Below are 23,081 nucleotides of genomic sequence, written 5' to 3'. Positions count from 1 at the left end.
TATATTTTAAAGAAGTAAGCTGAAATTTTCGTCTATAATCTGGGTAATTTTTTGTAAAGCGATCGCAACTCCAACTTCAGCAAATGGTGATAAGTAGCAACCTAATTCAAAGTTTACGCCTGGTACTTTTATCCACCAAGCTGGTGGACAACGATTATAAAGGGCTTGAGTGAGAGCTAAGAGCGATCGCGGATCAGCTGTATGTCCAGCAATCATTTTGAAAGATTCAGGTGAAAGCAATTGTACCTGTACCTGAGAACTTTCAGAGGTGAAACAAGCATCGATAAAGATTGCCAAATTAGCATGGGCTAAAGCTTCAGCCAGTTCGGGGGTGAGTTGATGGACAGCCAAAGATTTCACTTTTGATAGATGCAACGCCTTAGCTACTCGTTGCCCAATGCCATCATCACTACGCAATTCATTACCGTAACCAATGGCGATCGCTTCCGCCGGAGCGTAGCCCATCGCATTAAAATTCATACTTTTTAGCTGTCCAACACTATTCTGAAATTAGAGACAAAACTTGAGGAACTTGTGAGGAGATAGAGAAGCTTGGCAGAAATGCTCACAAGTTCCTCAAATTCTTTTTCTAATTTCAAGATAAAGATGCCCAACTATTGCATTAATTAGCTTGAAAATTTGTGAAGCAACAAATACAGGTTAAGCAAAAGAGATAGGCATCTGCCAAAAGTAGTGAAAATTTTTTGAACTTGGAATTGCTTAGGAGCTACACACCATGAGTACCATTGTTCAACCTCAAAGAGAATTTAATTTTTTTGATTTCTGGGATAGTTTTTGTCGCTGGATTACTAGTACAGAAAATCGGATTTACATCGGCTGGTTTGGTGTATTGACGATTCCCACCTTGTTGGCTGCCACCATCTGTTTTATTTTGGCTTTTATTGCCGCTCCCAGCGTAGATATGGATGGCATCCGTGAGCCAATCATGGGTTCACTGATGGATGGTAATAATTTAATTACAGCCGCAGTTGTACCGACCTCTGCTGCCATTGGTTTGCACTTTTATCCCATCTGGGACGCAGCATCAATGGATGAATGGCTCTACAATGGTGGGCCATATCAATTGATTGTGCTGCATTTTCTCATTGGTATTTGGTGCTATCTAGGGCGATTTTGGGAACTCAGCTATCGTTTGGGAATGCGCCCCTGGATAGCAATTGCCTATTCTGCACCCGTCATTGCCGCTACTTCCGTGTTGTTAGTTTATCCCATTGGCCAAGGTAGTTTTTCTGATGGTTTACCTTTGGGAATCACTGGAACTTTCCACTTTATGTTGGCTTTCCAAGGTGATCACAATATTCTTATGCACCCGTTTCACATGTTGGGTGTAGCAGGTATATTCAGTGGCGCACTATTTAGTTCTTTACATGGTTCTTTGGTGACTTCAACACTCATTCGTAAGACCGATGAAAATGAATCAATTAATGCCGGATATAAGTTGGGTCAACAGAAAGTCACCTACAAGTACTTAGCAGGACACTCTAGCTTTTTGGGACGGTTGTTGATTCCTATCTTTGCTAGTAAAAATCATCGTGCTTTCCATTTATTATTAGCAGCATTCCCAACGATAGGTATTTGGTTTGCAGCGATGGGTGTATGTTCGATGGCGTTTAATATCAATGGGTTGAACTTTAATCATTCCATCTTAGATAGTCGGGGTGAAGTAATTAGAACCAACGCTGATATACTGAACCGTGCCAATCTGGGTATAAATGCAATGCACGCTCCTAATGTCCATAATTTTCCTTTAGTTTTGTCTAGTGGTCAACCTATTCCAGTTAGTTAAAGATTGCATTCATCCATTTTTATAGTGGTTTTAAGCCTGCCTGTAATTCTGACATTAGTCAATATGATGGGCAGGCTTTTCATTAGATTACTCTACTATCAATGGGTAGTGATAAGTCACGCGACCATTCATTCCAAGAGCCAAAATAATTTCTGGCAGAAATTCCTGCCTCTTCAAGGGCTATTAATGTATTAGCAGCCCTTGAACCCTTAAAGCAGTAAATATACACAATGGACTCTGAAGTAATACCTACTGAGTTACAAATTTCTCGGATTTCATCTGGCGATCGGAACGTGGGGATTTCCGATTCAGAATCCATTAGACGATGCCATTCTAACCATACAGCGTTAGGGATTCTGCCTTTGCGAGGACAAAAATCAGGATGGTAGGGAGAAGAACTCAACCCAAGCCATTCGTTGCGATCGCGCACGTCTAATTTAATAATTGCTGGATTGTCAATTGCTTCCAACATCTCTGCGGTAGTCACCATCATATCAGCATTGGGATGCAATCTAAATATGCTGCTTTCACGTAATGGTACTTCATCGGTAGTAGGTAATCCTGCGTTGAGCCATGCTCTATATCCTCCATGTAAAATAGATACCTGAGCGCAACCCAAATACTTCAGTAAAAAAGCTGCTCGGCAAGATTGACCATAACCTCTATTTAAGGCATCTTCGTACACAATTAACCGTTCTGCACCCGATATTCCCAGCTTGCTCATAATTTCTGCAAAATACTCTTGTAATTCCTTTAATCCTGCTGGGGAGGAATCCTCTAAGAGATAGGTGAAAAAATCTCTAATATTTAGGGATTGAGGAATATGAGAAATAGCATAATCTTCGGGGCTTCGCGTATCGATAATGGCAGCCTGTGACGACTTTTCTGCTGACAGTGACGTGAGTTCTTGAGGAGAAATGAGGAGTTTTGTATTCACGCTTTCATGCTTATGTTATCCTACTATTAGGCATTATCGCGCCCGATAGATTTGCATTTTGGAATGGAAATCACAGAAGAAGAAATGTTAAATGTTACGAGAGAACTTTTGAGGCTGTGTTGTTTTCAAGCAAGAATTCTGAATAGATTAATCTCGCCAAACTTCATTTACAATATTCCCATCTTTCCCAACTAATTGAATATGCAAAGGCATTTGTCCGGCTGCATGCGTTGAACAACTCAAACAAGGGTCAAAAGCTCTGATTCCCGCTTCAACACGGTTTAACATCCCTTCAGCAATTTCTGAACCGTGAATAAAATGTCGGGCAATTTGCGCGACTGTACGATTCATTGCTAGATTATTCTGACCTGTGGCAATTACTAAATTTACTTTTTGAAGTAAGCCATTCTCATCAACTTGATAATGGTGAAATAATGTCCCACGTGGTGCTTCACTTACACCCACTCCTTCTAATTGATTAATGCCAGCATCAGCACGCAATTTTTTAGACATTAAATCTGGATCATCTATCATAATTTCTATGCGTTCAATGCAAGCCAGAATTTCAATTAACCGGGCATAGTGATAGAAAAATGATGAAGTGACAGTGCCTTTACCTCTACCTCTAAATTCTCTCAATTCCTTATCAGCTAAAGGTGTACCAATATGACTGCAAATATTCAGACGTGCTAGCGGCCCCACCCGATAAATACCACTATCTAAACGACAATGGTCGCTCTGGTCAGGATAACCTAAAGGACGATAATAAGGAGATTTTAAATAAGAATCTGGTTGAACTGCTTCACCAATAAATTCTTGATAATCAGTTGCATCGAGTTTATCAGCAATAATATTTCCAGCGCTATCTACAAAACGAATATGTCCGTCGTAGTTCTCCCACAAACCATCAGGAGTAACTAAACCCATAAATAAGCTAGGAAAATTCCCGAAGGTTTGCACTTCTTTTTGATAATCATTGAGTAAGCCTTTAAATCTACCCAGTGCATCTAATATTGTGGTGCGTGCTTCCGGGATGCGGTTCTGAATATGGATGCGTCCTTCTTGGGATAAGGGTTCACGGACACCACCAGGAACCGCCCATGATGGATGTATTTTTCGCCCACCTAATTGTTCAATAATTTCTTGTCCAAATTGACGTAAGCGGATTCCGCCACGCGCTAGTTCTGGTTCAGCTGCAATTAATCCAAATACATTGCGTTTTTGGGGGTCGCTATCCATCCCTAATAATAAATCTGGGGCGCTGAGGTGGAAGAAACTCAGGGCGTGGGATTGGATAATTTGTCCCAAGTTCATCAAACGGCGCAATTTTTCCGCAGCTTTGGGAATTGTAACAGCAAGGATGCGATCGCCTGCCTTTGCTGATGCTAACAAATGACTCACCGGACAAATCCCACAAATACGCGCCGTAATTCCTGGCATTTCCCAGAGGGGACGACCTTCACAAAACTTTTCAAAACCACGAAATTCTGTGACATGAAAGCGAGCATCGCTTACTTGTCCTGTATCATCCAGATAAATACTGATTTTGGCGTGTCCTTCAATTCGTGTAACCGGATCGATGATGACTTTTTTCATAACTATCTCAATTTGGGATTTTAGATTTTAGATTAACCCCGTTAATTCATTCATGGACTTGTACCATTCTTAAATTTTGGATTTTCAATCTTCAATCCAAAACCCAAAATTTCAAATCTAAAATTCGGTCAACCGCTACACGAAGTGTCATAGATTCCTTTAGCTTCTGGATATTCATCGCAATATTCTTCAAGGGCTGTTTTCACGACTTTCTCTGCTCGTTGATGTGCTATCTCGGCTTGTAATTCCTCAATGGCATCCCAAGCAACAGCACATTCTTCTGAATGGATGCCTTTATGATCGCAAATGTCACGAGCTTTTTTAATTTCTTCCTGAAGTTGTTGTTCTAGTAAAATAGTGTGGGGTTGCTGAAGAAAGTTACTATTAGCTAGAATGTCAACGAGGGAAATGATACCCAGTAGTTCGCCCTGAATAACAGGTGCTCTTTGCAAATTATGGTCAGCAAATAATCGCGCTATGTATTCTAAGCCAAGGTCAGGATTGACGACGATACAAGGCTTGGTCATCACTTCATGAACACGCACGCTACAAGGATCTTTACCATAAGCAATCACTTTATAGACAATATCCTTTTCAGTAATCATGCCGTAGGCGTCTTGTTCATGGCGACGATCTACAACCAGCGCTTTCCAGTCCCTTGTTCTTAAGAGTTTGACTGCTTCCGCCACTGTTGCGGAACTACGAATAGTGGCAACATCTTTAGTCATAATGTCAGATGCTTTCAACATAATGCTCTCCAAATTTATAATAAAGCTAATGCTATACGGGTTTATTGAAGAATAATTCAGAAATTAGTATCAATCAGTTGTACAGAATAACTTCTGACTACTGAATTCTGTTTCGATAAAGGCTAAAAATGTGATCTTTCTAGCTGTTGTTGCGATTTATTAGCCCTATTTTGCAACCGCATCCATTTAAAAGCAGTAATGTTTAATAATAAACCCACAAAAAATAACAAGACCATCAAGGCTATCTGATACCAGAGAAGTGGCTGGACAAATAAATCTAAAATCACGTGTAGTAAGTTCATAATGCTGTAAAAGACAGTTAAGCCAAAATGCATGATTCGATAACGCTTTGAATCCGTAAAAGCAGTGGCAATAATTGCCAGCATTGGGAGCACAAAAAAGCCCAACATCAACCACATAATTTCAGAAATATCATTGATAGTTGTAGCTTTTTGAGATTCGACAACAGGTAATCCGTGAAAAAGCGGTATTAAATTTAGTTGTGTATGGAACAATGTTCCTAGTAGAAATACTGTCCAAATAGCAATGATTCTTTCCCGATAATTAACTGCCATAACTATGATTGCGTCTAAAATTGTTTTGTAATTCAATACCTTCAACTTAGATAAAGAATTTGAGTAACTTGTGAAGTTAACCAAACTTGATAAATTCACGTCCTTCTAGTTGTGGTTTTTCTCCCCTTAAAAGTGGCTCTAACACTGCTTTAATCCGAGTTGCATCAGGTGGACAACCTGGTAAATAAATATCAACTGGCACTATTGTATGCACTGGTATCACCCGATCTAGTAGGGTTGGTACAATACCAGGCTCATGAGGAATTGTGGCGTGAATATTTGCGGCTTCGATGTAACAACGCTGAAGAACAGGTTCGGCACTACCTAAAGGGTTGCGTAAAGCAGTAACATTACCAGTGACAGCACAATCGCCAAAAGAGACAAGGATGTGCGATCGCTCTCTCACCTTCCGAATGGTTTCCAAGTGCTCCTCATTGGCTACTGCACCTTCAACTAACACCACATCCACTCCTTGAGGATATTCTTTGGTATCAGCGAAGGGACTATAAACTAAATCTACCTGTCCTGCTAAATCAATTAGCCATTCATCCAAATCCAGAAAAGACATGTGACAACCAGAACAGCCGCCTAGCCAAACCGTTGCTAATTTTAAACGAGCCATTTTCTTTTTTTTTTTTGAGGGTGATAGGGATGAACTTTGACCTTATAACTCAAGACTTTAGTGCAACTTCTTGCCATTCCTGCACGATATATTGAGGTATTGAAAGATTAATGAAGTGTTGTCTATCTACAGGTATACCAATCAACAAATCTTCAGTTGGTAATTGAGGCAAAACATTCTTGAAGTCATACTGACCGATGGTTGGTGCTGGTGCTTCATCTAGGAAAATATCGGGAGCAGTCAATACTTTACCTGTATCACTAGTAATCTTTAGAGGTAAAGGATGGGCTAGTTCCTGAGAACCAGGAAATCCCACCAACCGGAGACTTATTGAAGATATTTTATTGCTATTAGAATGAACTCGCTTAAACAAGACAACCTGCCAATAATTTCCTAATTCATCATTTAATTTTTGCTGTGAGCGATAAACGATTTCTCCTGGCGCATCTTCTAATTGAATAACAGTAGCAATCACCTGTTGAGATGTGAACGTTGCTAAACCCAGATATATATATATTGTTAATATTGCTAGCAATAAGAGCCACCAAAAGATTTTTAAGATGCGGCGTAACATGAGGTTTACCTCGTTGTGCTAATTCATGAACAGTAGCTAAACAAGCCATTGTTGTTTTTCCCGTGCTGTGACTAGGAAATCAAGTTTGGCGCGATTGTGTTTCATTTCTCCGACGCTTGATCCTTTGTCAAAAAGCGCACCTGTAGGGCAAGCATTAATGCATTTCCCACAGGAAGTACAAGTATCTGAGGTTCCCCAAGGCTGATTCAAATCAGTGATTACATGAGAATTTGTCCCCCTACCAGCCATATCCCAAGTGTGCGCTCCTTCAATTTCGCCACAAACACGCACGCAACGAGTGCAAAGAACACAACGGTTATGGTCAACGCCAAAGCGATGGTGAGAAATATCGACTTTGCGATCGGGGAAATGGTAATCCAATCGCACATGATCCATACCCATCTCAATGGCCAAGTCTTGCAATTCGCAATTATCATTAGCTACGCAAACTGAGCAAATGTGATTGCCTTCAGCAAATAGCATTTCTATGATTGTGCGACGATATTTTTGCAAGCGATCGCTATTTGTCTCAACTTCCATACCCTCAGTAACTTTGGTCACACAAGCAGGTTGAAGTTTATTACTACCAGCAATTTCTACTAAACAAAGCCGACAAGCCCCTACATCTCCAACTCCTTCTAGGTGACACAAAGTCGGAATGTGAATCCCTGCATCCTGTGCCGCTTGGAGAATAGTTTCTTCCTCACGAGCGCTGATTAATTGCTCATTGATTGTTAAAGTTTTTACGACCATTTTTTACTCGTCTTTGTTAATAAACAACAACCAACTTTGCATCCCTCTGCGTTTTAATTAACTAATCAAAGCCAAATACTCATCACGGAAGTAATGTAAGGTACTAAATACCGGATTAGGTGCAGACTGACCAAGACCGCACAAGCTAGTATGTTTCACCATGTCACATAGTTCTTCCAGCAATTCCAAATCAGCAAAAGATGCCTTACCTTCACTAATCTTTGTCAACAATTTATACAACTGCACCGTCCCTACCCGACAGGGAATGCACTTACCACACGATTCGTCCATGCAAAACTCCATGAAGAAGCGGGCGACATCCACCATGTTGGTAGTTTCATCCATGACAATCATCCCACCGGAACCCATCATCGAACCCAGTTGAGTGAGTGATTCATAATCTACCGGACTATCAAAAGCTGCTGCTGGAATACATCCTCCAGAAGGGCCACCAGTTTGGACTGCTTTTACCACACCGCCATCTGGTACACCACCGCCCATTGCTTCCACAATTTGCCGCAGTGAAGTTCCCATCGGTACTTCTATTAAACCTGTGTTACGGATTTTGCCAGCTAGAGCGAAAACCTTTGTGCCTTTGCTCTTTTGAGTGCCGATATTAGCAAACCATTCAGCCCCTTTGCGAATAATGGGTGCAACATTCGCGTAAGTTTCAACGTTATTAATTAAGGTTGGATAGCCCCATAAACCAGACTCAGCAGGATAAGGCGGACGGGGATGAGGAGTACCGCGTTTACCTTCAATAGAAGCCATTAAAGCGGTTTCTTCACCACAGACATAAGCACCAGCACCGATACGAATATCAATTTTAAAATCAAAGTGAGAGTCGAAAATTTGTGTGCCTAGAATGCCAAGGCGTTGTGCTTGACGAATGGCAATTTGCAGACGATTGATGGCAATGGGATATTCTGCCCGAATGTAAATGTAGCCTTGGTTTGCGCCGATAGAGTATCCTGCGATCGCCATTCCTTCCAAAACGCGATGAGGATCACTTTCTAGTACACTGCGATCCATAAACGCCCCTGGATCTCCCTCATCAGCATTGCAGATTACAAATTTGCGATCGCTCCGGTCATTATAGGCATCACTTTTTGCTTTAGCAACTGTTGCCCATTTTAAACCTGTAGGATAACCAGCACCACCACGTCCCCGTAAACCGCTGCGGCTAATAGCATCTACTACTTCGCTAGGAGTCATCTCCCGTAAAACATGGTAAAGCGCTTGATAACCGTTGGCAGCAATATAAGATTGAATGCGTTCTGGATCGACTTTGCCACTGTTTTCTAAAACAATTGGCATCTGGGATGTAAAAAATGGATGTGTTAAATCACCCTGTTGGACTGTTGTCTCTCCTCCATTGATAGCGGTGATAATTGATGGTGCATCATCAGGTGTAACTTTCTCATACAATTTGCTATGTGGAGATTGCTTAGAGTCCTCCCCAGTCCCCATTGCCCAATCCCCAGTTCCCAGTTTTTCCACCTGTACTAATGGCCCTTGACAGCATAAACGCATACAGCCAACGCCACGAACTTCTACTTTTTCTGTCAAATTATCTGCTGTTACAGCCTCTTCTAGACGCTGTTTGACAACTTGTGAATTCGCAGACAGACAACCAGCAGCAACACAACAGCGAATTTGCACAAGTTTCTCTGAAGCACGTTCTTTTTGGGCAATTTCAATTAATTCAGGTAGATCCATCTTGCAACCATCCTTTGATGCGATCAAGGACTGATTCAGCAGTTTGATTGCCTAAAACAGTGCCATCAAATACTACAGCAGGCGCAATTCCACAAGCACCCAAACATCTTGCTGTTAGCAGTGAAATTTGACCATCTGCTGAAGTTTCACCAGCGTGAATGTGGACAGACTTTTCTAAATTTGCCAGGATAGCTGGAGCGCCTTTGACGTAACAAGCTGTACCTGTACACACCACACAGGTATGTACACCACTAGGAGCAAGTGAAAACAAATGGTAGAACGTGGCAACGCCATAAACTCGACTAGGTGGCAGCTTGAGATTGTGAGCAACGTAAATTAATACATCGTTTTCTAAATAGCCAAAAATCTCTTGCGCTTTATGCAATATCTCAATGAGTGCATCCTGTTGATACTGATAGCGTTTTATAGTTGCATCCAGCATCTTAAAGCGCTGATCACCGCGAGTTGCTGAGGGTGCTTTTGGCATATTGTTAATTTTAACAGCAGATGCTGAATTCATCGTTTGAGCCTCTTGTCTCTTCAGGATGTTGCGAGTCTCACAGTTAAGATGATAAAAAAACAATTTGAGAAACTTGTGAGGACAGTTAAGTAAATTTTCGGCGTTGCTGGATGAAGGTACAATTAATCACACTCCAGACACAGAGGGAAAATTATTAAGAAAGGCAGAGGGCAGGAGGCAGGAGGGAATGCTGCCTCCTGCCTTCTTCAAATTTCGGGACTAATATCTAAATTTCACTCTAGTTATCAATAGTAATAGCTGATAACTAACGATGCATAATACCAAAGTTAGATCCTCACAACTTCCTCAGTTTTTTGAATTAACCTCAACATATAGCCGAAACAGGGTTAGAAAGTGAGGCAGAGGACAGTATTGTATTATTTATACTTTCTGCCCTCTGCCTCCTTCCTTTGTTTCTTGTTGAGGAGTTATGACGATGCAAAAACGACTTGGCATTCTTACCAGTGGTGGCGACTGTCCTGGACTCAATGCTGTAATTCGGGCAGTTGTAAACCACGCTACTCTTACATATAACTGGCAGGTAGTGGGTATTCCTTATGCGACTAGAGGGCTTTTAGAGAAAAAGGCAATTCCTCTGAGCATACATGGTCTAGACCTACGTGGTATTGATCCCTTGTTAAATATGGGAGGCACAATTCTGGGTAGCATTAACAAAGGAGATACTCTGGCTCATGTTGACGAGATTGTTGCAGGCTATCATGCTTTAGAACTAGCTGCCTTGATTGGTATTGGTGGAGATGGCAGTTTAGCAATTCTCAACGAACTGCAAAGCAAAGGAAACTGGCAGTTCATCGCCATTCCGAAAACAATTGATAATGATGTAGGCAAGACAGAAAGAGTAGTTGGGTTTGATACTGCGGTCAACACAATTGTTGATGCCCTAAATCGTTTGACATTTACAGCGGCTAGTCACGATCGCGTGATGATTGTCGAAGTCATGGGACGGAAAGCAGGTCACTTAGCACTGCACTCTGGCATTGCAGGCGGTGCGGATGTGATTTTGATTCCCGAAATTCCCTACACAATAAAAGGTGTGTGCGAGCATTTGGCAGAATTACGCGATCGCTGGGGACGCAGATTTGCAATTGTAGTCGTGGCGGAAGGCGCTCAAATGCTGGGGTGGCGTGGTGCTTCTCGCTACTACGATGAACGCTACCGTGAAGGCTTCGCTTTGGAATGTCTAGCGATGAAAAATGTGCGCGATCGCATGGGTTTAACTAATGTAATTTTAATGGTGCCATTTTGTCGTACTCCCGAAGAAGGTCGGCGCGTGCTATCCGAGATGGCGAAGCATGATTTGGTGCGGGGAGAAAACAGTTTGCAAGTCTATGTGATGTGTGAGTTACCAAGTAATGTGCAATTGGCAGATGAGTTTTGTGAAATCTTTGATGGGTTCTCAATTGGCTCGAATGACTTGACACAATTGATATTAGGAGTAGATAAAGATTCTGAATTAGTCGCGCATTTATTTGATGAGCGTAATGAAGCTGTGAAGCGGATGATTGCCAAAGCCATAGCCACAGTTAAAAAGCACGGACGCAAAATAGGGATTTGTGGACAAGCACCCAGTGACTATCCAGAATTTGCTCAATTTTTGGTTGAGCAAGGTATTGATTCTATCAGTCTTAACCCTGACTCTGTACTGAAAACTCTTTTAGAAATAGCAAGTACGGAAAGTCAAGAAGGCAGAAGGAAAATCTCAGCAACAATTCAACGGACATCATATTTGTCGCGAGTAAGGTTAGCGGAGCCTCTTAATAAACATTCCCAGCCGGAGACTGGGAACGAATGCTTCTACTTTATTGGGTGTTCTCTGTATTAACCACCTGCAACAGCTGGGACAATACTTACTTCATCGCCATCTTTAAGAGTTGTGTTGATACCATCTAAATGGCGGATATCTTCGCTATCGACGTAAAAATTTACAAACCGACGTAATTTACCTTGTTCATCGCATAAGCGCGATTTAATCCCAGGAAAGCTTTTTTCTAAGGATTCCAACAATTCCGCAATTGTGCTACCACTGGATTCTAGAGTAGCTTGATTATTGGTAAAACTTTGAAGAGTCGTAGGAACTAAAACTTTTACAGCCATAGAAGTAAAAAGTGAAGAATCAAGAATGAGGATTCAGGAGCTAGGAATAAGTTAAGAGTAAAGAGTTATGAATAAAAAAACTCATAACTCATAACTCCTAACTAAACGAGGACTTGTTGCCATTCCAAGCGATCGAGAGTACGCGATCGCTCTAGCGCACGTTCAAAACTATCGAGTTTGGCGTCAATAGTCAAGGGTTCACCAACGTAGCCTTGGATTGCTTCTTGGGTTTTCAGACCATTGCCAGTGATGTAAATCACGGTAGTTTCATCTGGATCAATCTTGCCAGCTTCTACCAGTTTTTTCAGCACGGCCACAGTTGTTCCACCAGCCGTTTCTGTGAAGATACCTTCGGTTTCTGCCAGCAGCTTGATGCCATCAATAATTTCGGCATCATTGACTGATTCAATATTACCACCAGTCTTCTGAGCTAACTCCACAGCATAAATGCCATCTGCTGGGTTGCCGATCGCCAGCGATTTAGCAATTGTATTCGGTTTAACTGGCTTAATAAAGTCGCGTCCTTCTTTGAAGGCTTGGGCGATGGGTGAACAACCTTCAGCTTGAGCGCCGCTAAAACGAACACTCTTGTTTTCTACCAAACCAACTTCTATAAATTCTTGGAAACCCTTATAAATTTTGGTAAATAATGAACCAGATGCCAAAGGAGCAACAACATGATCCGGTAGTTCCCAGCCTAGTTGTTCCGCAACTTCAAAACCTAACGTCTTAGACCCTTCAGAGTAGTAAGGACGCAGATTGATATTGACAAAACCCCAGCCATGTGTATTAGCAACTTCTGAACAGAGGCGATTTACTTGATCGTAGTTGCCCTTGACAGCCATGAGGGTGGGACTGTAGATTAGGCTACCTAGAATTTTACCGGCTTCTAAATCTGCGGGGATGAACACACAGCAATCTAAACCGGCGTGAGCTGCGATCGCAGCTGTAGAATTTGCCAAGTTACCAGTGCTAGCGCAAGAAACAGTAGTGAAACCCAATTCTCGCGCTCTCGATAGAGCAACTGATACCACCCGATCCTTAAAGCTCAGGGTGGGCATATTCACGGCATCATTTTTTATATAAAGCTTATTTAGACCCAGGCGACGGGCAAGACGATGGGAACGAACCAAGGGAGTCATACCCGTTCCCACATCTATAACATTGTCAGTTGCGACAGGCAAAAAGGGACGGTAGCGCCAAATGGAGTTGGGCCCAGCTTGAATTGTTTCACGAGTGACAGTCAGACGTAGGGCGTTGTAGTCGTACTTGACTTCTAACGGGCCAAAACATAACTCACAAACATTACTGGCTTTGAGTTCGTATTCCGCACCACATTCTTTACACTTTAAGGCTTGAAAGTAGGCAGTGCTGCTTTGGGTTTGGGTTTGGGTTTGGGTTTTGATTGCCTGAGTCATAAACTAGCTTTCCCTGTTTGTCTGTCGACTGTCGCCTGATAGTAACACGAGTAAAAATACCAGTCAAACATACCCGACAATTTTTGTCGGGTATGTTTGGTATTGAAAGGAATGATTATTGTAAAACTTTAACATCAGTAATCCCTACATTTAGTATTTACACTTATGCATCTAATGTTATAAAAAAAGAAAATAGCTTCAACTACTCAGCATTAACACGGCTAAATAATATGATTAAATTGCATTTTAGTCATGCCTAATTTGCATTTATTTAAATTACTATCTCATTTAAGTAATCTAGATCACCTAGTTAACTTTCAATTTTTTTATCTAAACGACTCTATTGAGCAGTATGTCTTTCTGATGGAAAAGACGTAAAAGTATTTTCAGATATAAGTTTTAGTGTTTTTAGCGCCTGAGTTAAACCACTAAAATTTTTATGTGTGTTGCCAAAATAAAGTTACTTTTTCAACTTTGATGCACTCATTCATAGCTAGATAAGTTACTTATTTATACGGAAGATTTTTTTTGCTGTAAAAGCTACATTGCTATTTACATCAACAACCTAGCAAAATACAGTAATAAATTACACATATTTGCGATTGCCAGCCTTGAGTCTCAAGGGTAAGCGTAAAACAAGTAGACAAATTATTTCTGGTTATTGCCTCAATATAATTTTCAAGGAGTGTCAATAATTTCACTCCTTAAATATACATTCCCGAAATGTTGAAGTTTTGGGCAGCTATAGTCGGTAATTCTTTAAGGAATTGCCGAACTTTATCCTGTCTCAAAATCCAAGATCCAAGTTCAGCAAACAAACAAACTACTTTTATGGTAAACCGAAATAAATCTGTCAACAAGCAGCGTAAACTTTACCAATCTCTAGTAGCAACAGCATTATTAACTGGTAGCTTTTTCCAATTCATCGCACCTGTATTAGCTGACGGAACTACTGCGGGTACATCTATCAGTAACACCGCAACAGCAACCTACGAAGATCCCAACAGTCCAGGGACAACAATTAATTCCACTTCTAACACTGTCATTGTCACCGTAGCAGAGGTAGCTGGTATTACCGTCACTGCGTCTGGTGTCACAGATGCCACTTCTAGCCCTACCAATACAACAGTTCAGGTTGGCGACTTACTCATTTACACCTACACCTTAACCAACGTAGGTAATGATCCAACCAGATTCCACATTCCTAACCAAGCTACAACAACTGGGCCGGGTACAGTTTCTGGCACATTACCAGATGGTGGTACAGTTAATAACCTGCAATATAGTACCGACGGGGGTCAAACTTGGATAAATATTCCCCAAGGTGGTGTAGATACACCCTCAGTTCCGGTTGGTGGTACTGTGTTGGTGCGCGTACCAGTTACCGTCCAGAATGGCGCTCAAACCAACGACGTAATTACTGTTACTCTTGGTAACACTCCTGGTGATGCCCAAAACCAACTGCGGAGTCCTGATGGTGGTGACGTGTTCACCGTAGATAACGACAATGGTGGTGCTGTTGGTGAGGTAGATGGCGTACCAGTTAACGGTACACGGGAGGCTAGCGCCACCGAGCAAATTCAGGTTGGTTTAACGGTGAAGACCTACACCTTAGCCACCATTCTTAAGATTCGCAGTGGCTATAACAATGCTGGTACCACTGCAATTACAGATGACAAGTTGACTTACGATTTGAGTTTGCGAGTTGAGTCCAACGATCCCACAGGACAGGGAATTATACCAGCAGCTTTGACCGGCACAAGCATCAATGTTAATGGTGCTGCTAGCACCCATATCTTGGTTTCTGATGCGATTCCTGCGGGTACAGATTTGGCAATAGCACCAACTGCGCCTCCTGGTTGGCAAACTGTCTATACCACCACTCCAATTGGAACTAATGCGAATACAGCGAGTTGGACTACGACAGCACCACCCTTGGCCTCAGTCACCCGCGTTGGTTTTATCAATAATTCAGCAATCATTACTTCCATCGCTCCTGGTACAACGGTGAATGGCTTCTCGATTCAGCTAGCCATTGAATCAACTGCAACTTCACCCTTAACCGTCGCTAACATTGCCCAATTATTTGGTCAAACACCCAGCAGCAATCTCCCAGTCTACGACGAATCTGGCGACCAAAATCCTAGCAACTACAGTGGTCCACCAGGGAATATGACACCTCCTGGGGTTACAGATACCACCGGGGATGGTATTCCCGATACTCTATTGGCTGGCGACGTTGATGATGGCTATATTGGTACTCCAACAGCTCCGGAAACTGGAACTGACACAGGTAACAACAACACTGGTGATGGTACACCAGGAGGTGAGGCCAACGTCTTCACACTGCAAGCACCTGTTGCTTCAGCAATATTCAACGGCCCGCAGAATGCGCCGGATGCCACTGGGCCATCGGGTGGAACCGACGATGACTTCACCAACAAATCTTCTCTGGTTCCTGCTGGTACCGCACCTGGTAGTTTACTCGATCCTCAATCAGTTGGCTTCACTAACACAGTTAAAAACAGTGGTACTGACCCAGGCGTTTTGAAGCTAGAGCCAACACCACCAACAGTTCCAGGAGATTTACCAAATGGTACGAAGGTGACTATTACCTATAATAGTCAGTCTGCTGTTTATACCTACAATAATGGAGCGTTTACAGGACCAGTTACACCAATAACCATTCCCAACTTTGCTCCTAATGCAACTCTCAATTATGGTGTAGAAGTTGATTTACCTCCAGATACGCAGTTATCGACTGATATTAATAGAGGCTTCCCAGTACCCATAATTGCTTCTATTGACAACTACACGACGGATAGTAACGCTGATGGAATTAAGGATACTGGCAACGATACTATCTTTGATTCATCCAACATCACCATCGATCGCGTGTACACTGGCTTTTTGAAACTGCTGAAAGTGTCACGAGTCTTACAAGGAACAGGGCCTGTAGTTCAAGGTAATGATGGCACATTCAGTACCGATGCGAAGAAGCCTGCACCAGGAAACATTATTGAGTACCAAATTCAGTACAGCAATATTTCCGAATCTCAATCTGGAACTGGGAATGTGATTTTGAATGCTGACAAAGTTGTGATTATTGAAGATGGTACCCTCAGTACAGCCCTGAATGATGGTAAGAACAACTGGGCGCTGGACAATGATAACAACACTCAAATTGATACTAGCAACATTGTTGGTTCAGCTAAGGATTCTGGGGCTGCAACCATCCAATTCTTCAGCGGTAATCCAGCTAATAGCTCTGGCATCGACCAAACTGGAACTACGGTAAATACTGACGTGACTAAGTATGTCAATACTGTAACTGGCGTGATCGCACCGGGTATTCAAAGAACATTTACCTTCCAACGCAAGGTGAATTAATTCGTTTGACCTCATTCCTACCCTCTCTTTGCTTGCAAAGAGGGGAGTGACTATTTTTGAGTACAAGCAGGGAAAGATAAGTCAATAATCAACATTCTGGAAGTTTTTTGAGGTTATTTATATGAGGCGTGTTTCTCTTGCAGGTTTAGGAGCGATCGCACTGATTGCTACAGTTCCATTTCTCAGCCAAATTCCGGGGTGGCATTCAGGAAGTGCTGTTGCTCAGAATATCAAAACTCAAGGGCAAATTCAATTGCGCTTAGAAGCAGAAAAGCAAGTGGTGGCGCAGGATCAGCAGGGTAAGCAAAGCCAAAAATGGGAACCTTTAAAAGGTCAAGCTGTGGTACGACCGGGAGATGTGTTGCGATATACCTTGAGTAGCGAAAATAAGAGCGATCGCTTAGTGAAGAATTTGACTCTGAATCAACCTATTCCCAAGGGAATGGCATACGTACTGAAATCTGCAAATGTGGCTAATAATGGAAAAATTACTTACAGCATTGATGGTGGGCGCAGCTTTGGAGAAAATCCCACTGTTAAAGTTATTCTTCCTGACGGCAAAGTGGAAACTAAACCAGCACCGGCCATTGCTTACACCCACATCCGTTTACAGGTTCCGTCAGTTCCAGCAAAAACGACAGTCAAGGCGACTTATCAAACCCAAGTGCGTTGATTGAAATTGGGGTCTTCCTTGGTTTTTTCTACTAAGGACAACCCTGACGCGACATTTAACAAATCAAATCGGATTAATAATTTCGGATTTTTACAAATAAATAAGTGTTTTTCTTAACAAGAAACTTGGTATCCCAGAGGAGATATGTTCAGTGAGCCGTCCTCAAAACCAAAAGCAAATTACTTCTAGCAGTAGATGGTGGCGACGGTTAACAGCTACTCTTCTTCTGGGAAGTTTTTTGCATACTACTATACCTATACCAGCGATCGCGCAACAGACTAACAATCTGGTTGCGTCTTTGCCATTAATAAACCAAGCTACTTATACTTATACAGATTCCAGCAGTAATTATCAATATCAAGGTAGTTCTAGTCAGATCAATGTTAGTCCTAGCCCATTAGTTGACCCATTAGGGCGGATTTTAGGTTGTGCTGGTACAATTTTACCTGACTATACAGGTTTTTCAGTTGGGGTATACGAACCTAACTCTATTGATCCAACGGGGACAGAATTGGGCAGTTTGGTTTCTTTGACTAGAACAGAGTTACCAGATATTTCTAATAACGATGTACCTGGTGGTAAATCGCCAAATACCGAGAATAGTAACCCTTACTTCGTTACGAATAACCCTGCGGGTGTCTACAATTTTTTACTCGATCCGAATAAGGGTCAAACTGATCCAGGTAGAACCTACATTTTTGTAGTTAATCCACCACCAAATTCTATCTACAAACAGCGGCGGGTCAAGATTGAAATCCTTGGTAGTAGCGGTACACAAGGTAATGGTGTCGTGCGATATGTCGCTACTTCTCTAGATGGTCAACCAATTAGTCTCACAGGCGAAACCAGGGTAGAGCAAACAGTTGTTTTAGTTCCCAATGCAGAAACAGTGGGACTGGATTTATTAGCCTTTGAATTCACCACAAATTTGTGTCAAGCCAATCAGTTACAGATTATCAAAACAGGCGATCGCGCTGCTGCTGAACCTGGGGATACGGTAATCTACCGCCTGTCAGTGAAAAATCTCGCTGATGCTGGTTTAAATAATATATTTATCACCGACAACCTACCTTTAGGATTCAATTTCTTGCCTAAATCTGTGCGGGGAGAATTGGACGGTCAACCAGTCACTATCACCTCAGAACGCAATGGAAACACAGTGACATTCCGCACAGACGTAACGATTCCTACAGAGAAAGTTCTGAATATTGCCTACGCTGCTCAACTCACAGCCGATTCACTGCGTGGGAATGGTCGTAATAGTGCGATCGTTAATGCCCAACGAGCTGATAACAGTTTTAGCACCAAGGATGGTCCCGCAACCCACCAGTTGAAAATTCGTCCAGGAATCGTTTCTGATTGTGGCACGATTATCGGTCGGGTGTTTGTTGATAAAAACTTTGATGGTGAACAACAGCGTGGTGAGCCAGGAGTACCAAATGCGGTGATTTTTCTGGAGGACGGGAACCGCATCACTACAGATCCGAATGGTTTGTTCTCCTTAGCTAATGCTTTACCTGGATACCACACAGGTGTTCTAGACCTCAGCAGTGTACCCGGTTACGCCCTAGCTCGTAACGAAAAATTCCGCGAACGCAATAGCCAATCTCGCTTGGTGCATTTAGAACCTGGTGGCTTGGTACGTATGAACTTCGCTGTCACCCCCACATTTCAGGAGTCAGTGAAGAAATGAAACTCAGACTGCACTGTACAACTACATTTAACCTGAGATTGATCGGGGCGATGCCAGTAATGGCTCTCAGCCTTGTTTTATATCCTGCGATCGCTAAAGCTGAAATCACTAGCGAAAATCTACTGTTCCCCGATTCTCCTTCGCAGGTAGACAAGGGTGTAGAAGATCCTGACTTTTCAAGTTCTAAAAGGGGAGAGGCTTTGAATTCTCCCCATCTTTTGGGAAGTTCTGACAAGCAATTTTCACCCCTCGAACTTCCCTCAACTTCTTCAGCACCAGTTACTCATACTTCAATTCCAGATATCCAGCCAAGTGAAACGGAAATACAACCATTTCAACCAGCAACTTCTGTTGATTTGCCCAGAGGCTTACGTAAAATAGCAGCACGCAAAGACACTGAGACACAGCTTGAAGCTTCTCCAACAGAAATACAACCATTTCAACCAGCAACTTCTGTTGATTTGCCTAGAGGCTTACGCAAAATAGCAGGAGTAGAGGACACGGAAACAACAGAAGGGGTGAATGAAAATCTTCCCGTGTCCCCCACTATCCCTATCTCTACAGCAATCAAAATTTTGACTCCGACGGCTGACAGTGTTGTAGATGTACAAGCTAGCACGGTAATTGTACAGTTTCCCACTGGTAGTCAAGTACAATTGCGGGTAAATGGGGCGTTGGTAGACTCTTCTTTAGTGGGACGGACGGAAACTGATGCCACTACTAACTTGGTAACGCAGACATGGTATGGTGTCTCGTTAAAAGAAGGTGCAAACACGATCTCTGCACAAGTTGTCGGCGGAACAGAACCCCCTGTAACAGTGCAAGTCGCAGTCCGGGGAGCGCCACAAAAACTAACTGTAGAAACAGTTGAGTCCCGTATCCCAGCAGATGGACGTTCTACGGCGACAATCCGGGGTCAACTCATCGATGCAAGTGGTAATCGTTCTAACCGTGATGCCGTTGTCACTTTGATCCCTACTGCTGGTGAGTTGGTTGGGAAAGACTTCAAACCCGATGAACCGGGATTTCAAGTGGAGGCGAAAGCTGGGCAATTTATAGCGATTTTGCGATCGCAACTCAAAGCCGAAACTGTGACAATTCGCGCGATCGCTAATGATTTAGAAGCCTTTACTCAACTGCAATTTGAAACGTCACTACGTCCGAGTTTGGTGACAGGGGTCATAGATTTACGTTTAGGCGCTAGAGGTACAAATTATTACGGCAGTTTCCGTGATTTTCTCCCACCTGATAAAGACAACAGAACGCAATTAGATTTCAATTCCGCGATATTTGCCACTGGTGCGATCGGGGAATGGTTATTTACAGGTGCATACAACAGTTCTCGTAGCTTGAATGAAGATTGTAACTGCGATAATCGCCTGTTTAGAACTTACCAATTCAGTGAGCAAAACTATCCTGTTTACGGCGATAGCTCAAAAGTTGATGTAGTTGCGCCTTCTATTGACAGTGTATTTCTGCGTTTTGAACGTTCATCTCGTATTCCCGGCTCTAATCCAGATTATGGCATGTGGGGTGACTACAACACAGAAGAATTTGCGCGGCGATCGCAGCAATTTACTGCTATTACCCGTCAACTTCATGGTTTTAAAGCTAACTACAACTTAGGAAACCTACAAATTACAGGTTTCTATGGCAACAACTTAGAAGGGTTTCAAAGAGATACCATTGCTCCCGATGGTACTAGTGGTTATTACTTCCTCTCTCGCAGACTACTACAACCAGGTAGCGAAAATGTCTTTATCGAGTTAGAAGAACTCAATCGTCCTGGAACTGTCTTAGAACGCAAACAGCTTAACCGAGGCCCAGACTATGAAATCGACTACGATCGCGGTACATTAATATTCCGCGAACCGATTCTTCGCACCGATATTGATCAAACTGGACAAGTGTTGGTACGTCGGATTATTGTTAGCTACCAATATGACGATCAAAACTCTGACGGTAATATCTATGCTGGTCGTTTGCAATATAACCTTTCCCGCAAACTTAACCAGGAAAGTTGGATAGGAGCAACTTATGTTCAAGAAAATCACGGAGTACGTGACTTTCAACTCTACGGTGCAGATGCGCTGATTGCTTTGGGTGACAAAGGGAAGTTAATCGCAGAATATGCCCATTCCACTAATGATTCTGATGTTGTGGGAAAAGTTAGTGGTGACGCCTACCGCTTGGAAGCTGAGGGACAAATTGCCAATGGGATTCAAGGTCGTGCCTATTATCGCTTTGCTGATACGGGTTTTGCCAATAATGCCACTATCAGCTTTGTACCGGGACAAACCCGTTATGGAGCGCAGGTTACAGCTAAAGTCACCTCAAGTACTAACGTCAGGGTGCAATACGACCACGAAGACAATTTTGGGATTGCTCCCCAACCCCTAGACACCTTTGAAGAACTGTTTGCACCCCGTTATGAGTCCATACCTGGGAGCAAAGTTGATAATTCACTGACGACGATTTCCGCGGGGATTCAACAACGTTTAGGTAAAGCTATTCTAGATGTGGATTGGATTCATCGTAATCGGGAAGACCGCATCCCCGACAGCGCTCTGAATAGTAATTCTAATCAATTGCGATCGCGTTTTACAGTTCCCATTGCGAAAAACCTGACTTTCCAAGCCCAAAATGAACTCAGCTTATCTTCTCAAAAAGATACTGTTTACCCAGACCGTACTATTTTAGGGTTGAATTGGGCAGCACTTCCTGGTGTCAGTGTCAGTTTGGCTCAACAGTTTTACACTGGCGGTCAATTTTCGGGTAATTCTATCACCAGCTTAAGTGTCAATGGTGAACACAAACTCGGTACTGATACCACCTTGACTGGTCGTTACTCAATTTTGGGTGGTGCAAATGAACTGACTACCCAAGGTGCAATTGGTCTAAATAACCGTTGGACTATTGCTTCGGGATTGCGGCTGAATTTAGCTTACGAACACGTATTTGGCAACTTCTTCGGACGAACTGCGGCGGGTCAACAATATGCCCAACCCTACGCCTTTGGCCAAGCAGCATCTGCGATCGGATTTGAGGGTGGCGATAGTTACAGTATTGGGTTGGAGTACAGTGATAATCCCCAGTTTCAAGCCAGCGCTCGTTACGAACATCGTTCCTCTTCTGGTGGTAGTAATACAGTAATTACCGCAGGTGCCACAGGTAAAATTTCTCCGGCTCTGACGGCTCTAGTACGTTATCAACAAGCAAACTCTTCCAATCAAAAGCTTTCAGGATTGGGAGATACCGCTAATTTGAAGCTGGGTTTAGCCTACCGCGACCCCAATAGCGATAAATTTAATGCTTTGTTGCGTTATGAATATCGCCAAAATCCGACAATTATTCCTGAAACTATTCTCTTAGGTAGTGGTACGGGTTCCCAAGACCATACCTTTGCTTTAGAAGCTATTTATGCCCCTAACTGGCAATGGGAATTCTACGGTAAGTATGCTTTGCGTAACAGCACTTCTTATTTAGCCGACGATTTAGTTGGTACAAGTATGGTGAATCTGGGACAATTGCGAGCTACTTATCGTTTGGGATATAGCTGGGATTTAGTGGGTGAGGCTCGTTGGATTGGTCAATCTAACTATAGTGAGACGGGCTTTGTTCTGGAAACAGGCTACTACCTCACTCCTAATCTGCGCCTTTCTGCTGGATATGTTTTTGGTAAAGTCGATGACCGAGATTTTTCTGGGACACGTTCCGCAGGTGGGGCGTATTTGGGCTTCACGGTCAAGCTTGACGAATTGTTTGATGGTTTTGGACAGCAAAAACCTGTAGCACGTCAGCAACCAGAATCTACGGTGCAAACTCTGGTAAAGAAATTAAAAAATAGAATTCAGGAGTCAGGAGCCAGAATTCAGAATTGAATTCTATGTGACTGGCGGATAGCGTAGCAGTAACAAGTCCGCGTACTCCTGCAAACAAG

At 42.7% G+C, this 23,081-nt stretch carries 17 protein-coding genes and 2 pseudogenes; 7 read left to right on the top strand and 12 right to left on the bottom strand.

Annotated elements, in window-relative coordinates; genetic code table 11:
• Nucleotides 1–6 precede the first annotated feature (6 nt).
• A complete protein-coding gene (locus HUN01_RS33375; protein WP_238845891.1) occupies nt 7–480 on the bottom strand; it encodes a hydrogenase maturation protease in 474 nt (157 codons plus the stop codon).
• A gap of 256 nt (nt 481–736) precedes the next feature.
• Between HUN01_RS33375 and HUN01_RS33370 the strand changes: the two genes are divergently transcribed.
• Complete coding sequence (locus HUN01_RS33370) at nt 737–1,807, top strand: photosynthetic reaction center family protein (RefSeq protein WP_181929748.1); 1,071 nt, start codon at nt 737–739, stop codon at nt 1,805–1,807.
• 82 nt (nt 1,808–1,889) lie between these two features.
• On the opposite strand, the gene HUN01_RS33365 is transcribed toward HUN01_RS33370, so the two are convergent.
• From HUN01_RS33365 to hoxE, 9 genes are all read right to left on the bottom strand, one after another.
• Nucleotides 1,890–2,744 (bottom strand): sulfurtransferase, encoded by an 855-nt coding sequence (locus HUN01_RS33365; protein ID WP_181929747.1) that lies wholly within the window; start codon nt 2,742–2,744, stop codon nt 1,890–1,892.
• 147 nt (nt 2,745–2,891) lie between these two features.
• Nucleotides 2,892–4,340, bottom strand: a complete 1,449-nt coding sequence (locus HUN01_RS33360) for a Ni/Fe hydrogenase subunit alpha (protein WP_181929746.1) — start codon at nt 4,338–4,340, stop codon at nt 2,892–2,894.
• A 128-nt stretch (nt 4,341–4,468) separates the two neighbouring features.
• Nucleotides 4,469–5,089: a CP12 domain-containing protein gene (locus HUN01_RS33355; protein WP_181929745.1), complete on the bottom strand. Its 621-nt coding sequence runs from the start codon at nt 5,087–5,089 to the stop codon at nt 4,469–4,471.
• 122 nt (nt 5,090–5,211) lie between these two features.
• Nucleotides 5,212–5,664, bottom strand: a complete 453-nt coding sequence (locus HUN01_RS33350; protein ID WP_181929744.1) for a hypothetical protein — start codon at nt 5,662–5,664, stop codon at nt 5,212–5,214.
• A 76-nt stretch (nt 5,665–5,740) separates the two neighbouring features.
• Nucleotides 5,741–6,286 (bottom strand): NADH-quinone oxidoreductase subunit B family protein, encoded by a 546-nt coding sequence (locus HUN01_RS33345; protein ID WP_181929743.1) that lies wholly within the window; start codon nt 6,284–6,286, stop codon nt 5,741–5,743.
• Between the two features lie 49 nt (nt 6,287–6,335).
• Nucleotides 6,336–6,860: a DUF3122 domain-containing protein gene (locus HUN01_RS33340; RefSeq protein ID WP_181929742.1), complete on the bottom strand. Its 525-nt coding sequence runs from the start codon at nt 6,858–6,860 to the stop codon at nt 6,336–6,338.
• Nucleotides 6,861–6,896: 36 nt separating this feature from the next.
• Nucleotides 6,897–7,613: a bidirectional hydrogenase complex protein HoxU gene (hoxU, locus tag HUN01_RS33335; protein ID WP_181929741.1), complete on the bottom strand. Its 717-nt coding sequence runs from the start codon at nt 7,611–7,613 to the stop codon at nt 6,897–6,899.
• Between the two features lie 57 nt (nt 7,614–7,670).
• Nucleotides 7,671–9,332, bottom strand: a complete 1,662-nt coding sequence (locus HUN01_RS33330) for a NuoF family protein (RefSeq protein ID WP_181929740.1) — start codon at nt 9,330–9,332, stop codon at nt 7,671–7,673.
• The gene (hoxE, locus tag HUN01_RS33325; RefSeq protein ID WP_181929739.1) at nt 9,319–9,852 is read right to left on the bottom strand and encodes a bidirectional hydrogenase complex protein HoxE; all 534 of its coding nucleotides are present in this window, start codon (nt 9,850–9,852) and stop codon (nt 9,319–9,321) included. The genes HUN01_RS33330 and hoxE overlap by 14 nt, the downstream gene beginning before the upstream one ends.
• 436 nt (nt 9,853–10,288) lie before the next feature.
• Here hoxE and HUN01_RS33320 point away from each other — a divergent pair.
• Nucleotides 10,289–10,987, top strand: a pseudogene (locus HUN01_RS33320) (ATP-dependent 6-phosphofructokinase); the annotation flags it as partial.
• A pseudogene (locus HUN01_RS33315) lies at nt 10,985–11,551 on the top strand (putative PEP-binding protein); the annotation flags it as partial. The pseudogenes HUN01_RS33320 and HUN01_RS33315, both read left to right, overlap by 3 nt.
• A 140-nt stretch (nt 11,552–11,691) precedes the next feature.
• Here the strand turns inward: HUN01_RS33315 and HUN01_RS33310 are convergent.
• Nucleotides 11,692–11,967, bottom strand: a complete 276-nt coding sequence (locus HUN01_RS33310) for a ubiquitin-like small modifier protein 1 (protein ID WP_181929738.1) — start codon at nt 11,965–11,967, stop codon at nt 11,692–11,694.
• A gap of 101 nt (nt 11,968–12,068) precedes the next feature.
• Nucleotides 12,069–13,385, bottom strand: a complete 1,317-nt coding sequence (gene thrC, locus HUN01_RS33305; RefSeq protein WP_181929737.1) for a threonine synthase — start codon at nt 13,383–13,385, stop codon at nt 12,069–12,071.
• A gap of 831 nt (nt 13,386–14,216) precedes the next feature.
• Between thrC and HUN01_RS33300 the strand changes: the two genes are divergently transcribed.
• From HUN01_RS33300 to HUN01_RS33285, 4 genes are all read left to right on the top strand, one after another.
• On the top strand, nt 14,217–16,775 hold the full coding sequence (locus HUN01_RS33300) for a beta strand repeat-containing protein (protein WP_181929736.1): 2,559 nt from the start codon (nt 14,217–14,219) through the stop codon (nt 16,773–16,775).
• A gap of 121 nt (nt 16,776–16,896) precedes the next feature.
• Nucleotides 16,897–17,448: a DUF11 domain-containing protein gene (locus HUN01_RS33295; RefSeq protein ID WP_181929735.1), complete on the top strand. Its 552-nt coding sequence runs from the start codon at nt 16,897–16,899 to the stop codon at nt 17,446–17,448.
• Nucleotides 17,449–17,599: 151 nt separating this feature from the next.
• Nucleotides 17,600–19,141: a hypothetical protein gene (locus HUN01_RS33290; protein WP_238845889.1), complete on the top strand. Its 1,542-nt coding sequence runs from the start codon at nt 17,600–17,602 to the stop codon at nt 19,139–19,141.
• Entirely contained in the window at nt 19,138–23,022 is a 3,885-nt protein-coding gene (locus HUN01_RS33285) for a TonB-dependent receptor (protein WP_181929734.1), read from the top strand. Before HUN01_RS33290 ends, HUN01_RS33285 begins: the two co-directional genes overlap by 4 nt.
• Nucleotides 23,023–23,081: the final 59 nt, after the last annotated feature.

The organism is Nostoc edaphicum CCNP1411 (assembly GCF_014023275.1).
In the GTDB taxonomy this organism is placed as follows: Bacteria; Cyanobacteriota; Cyanobacteriia; order Cyanobacteriales; family Nostocaceae; genus Nostoc; species Nostoc edaphicum_A.
This window is presented reverse-complemented; position numbering and strand designations above follow the sequence as displayed.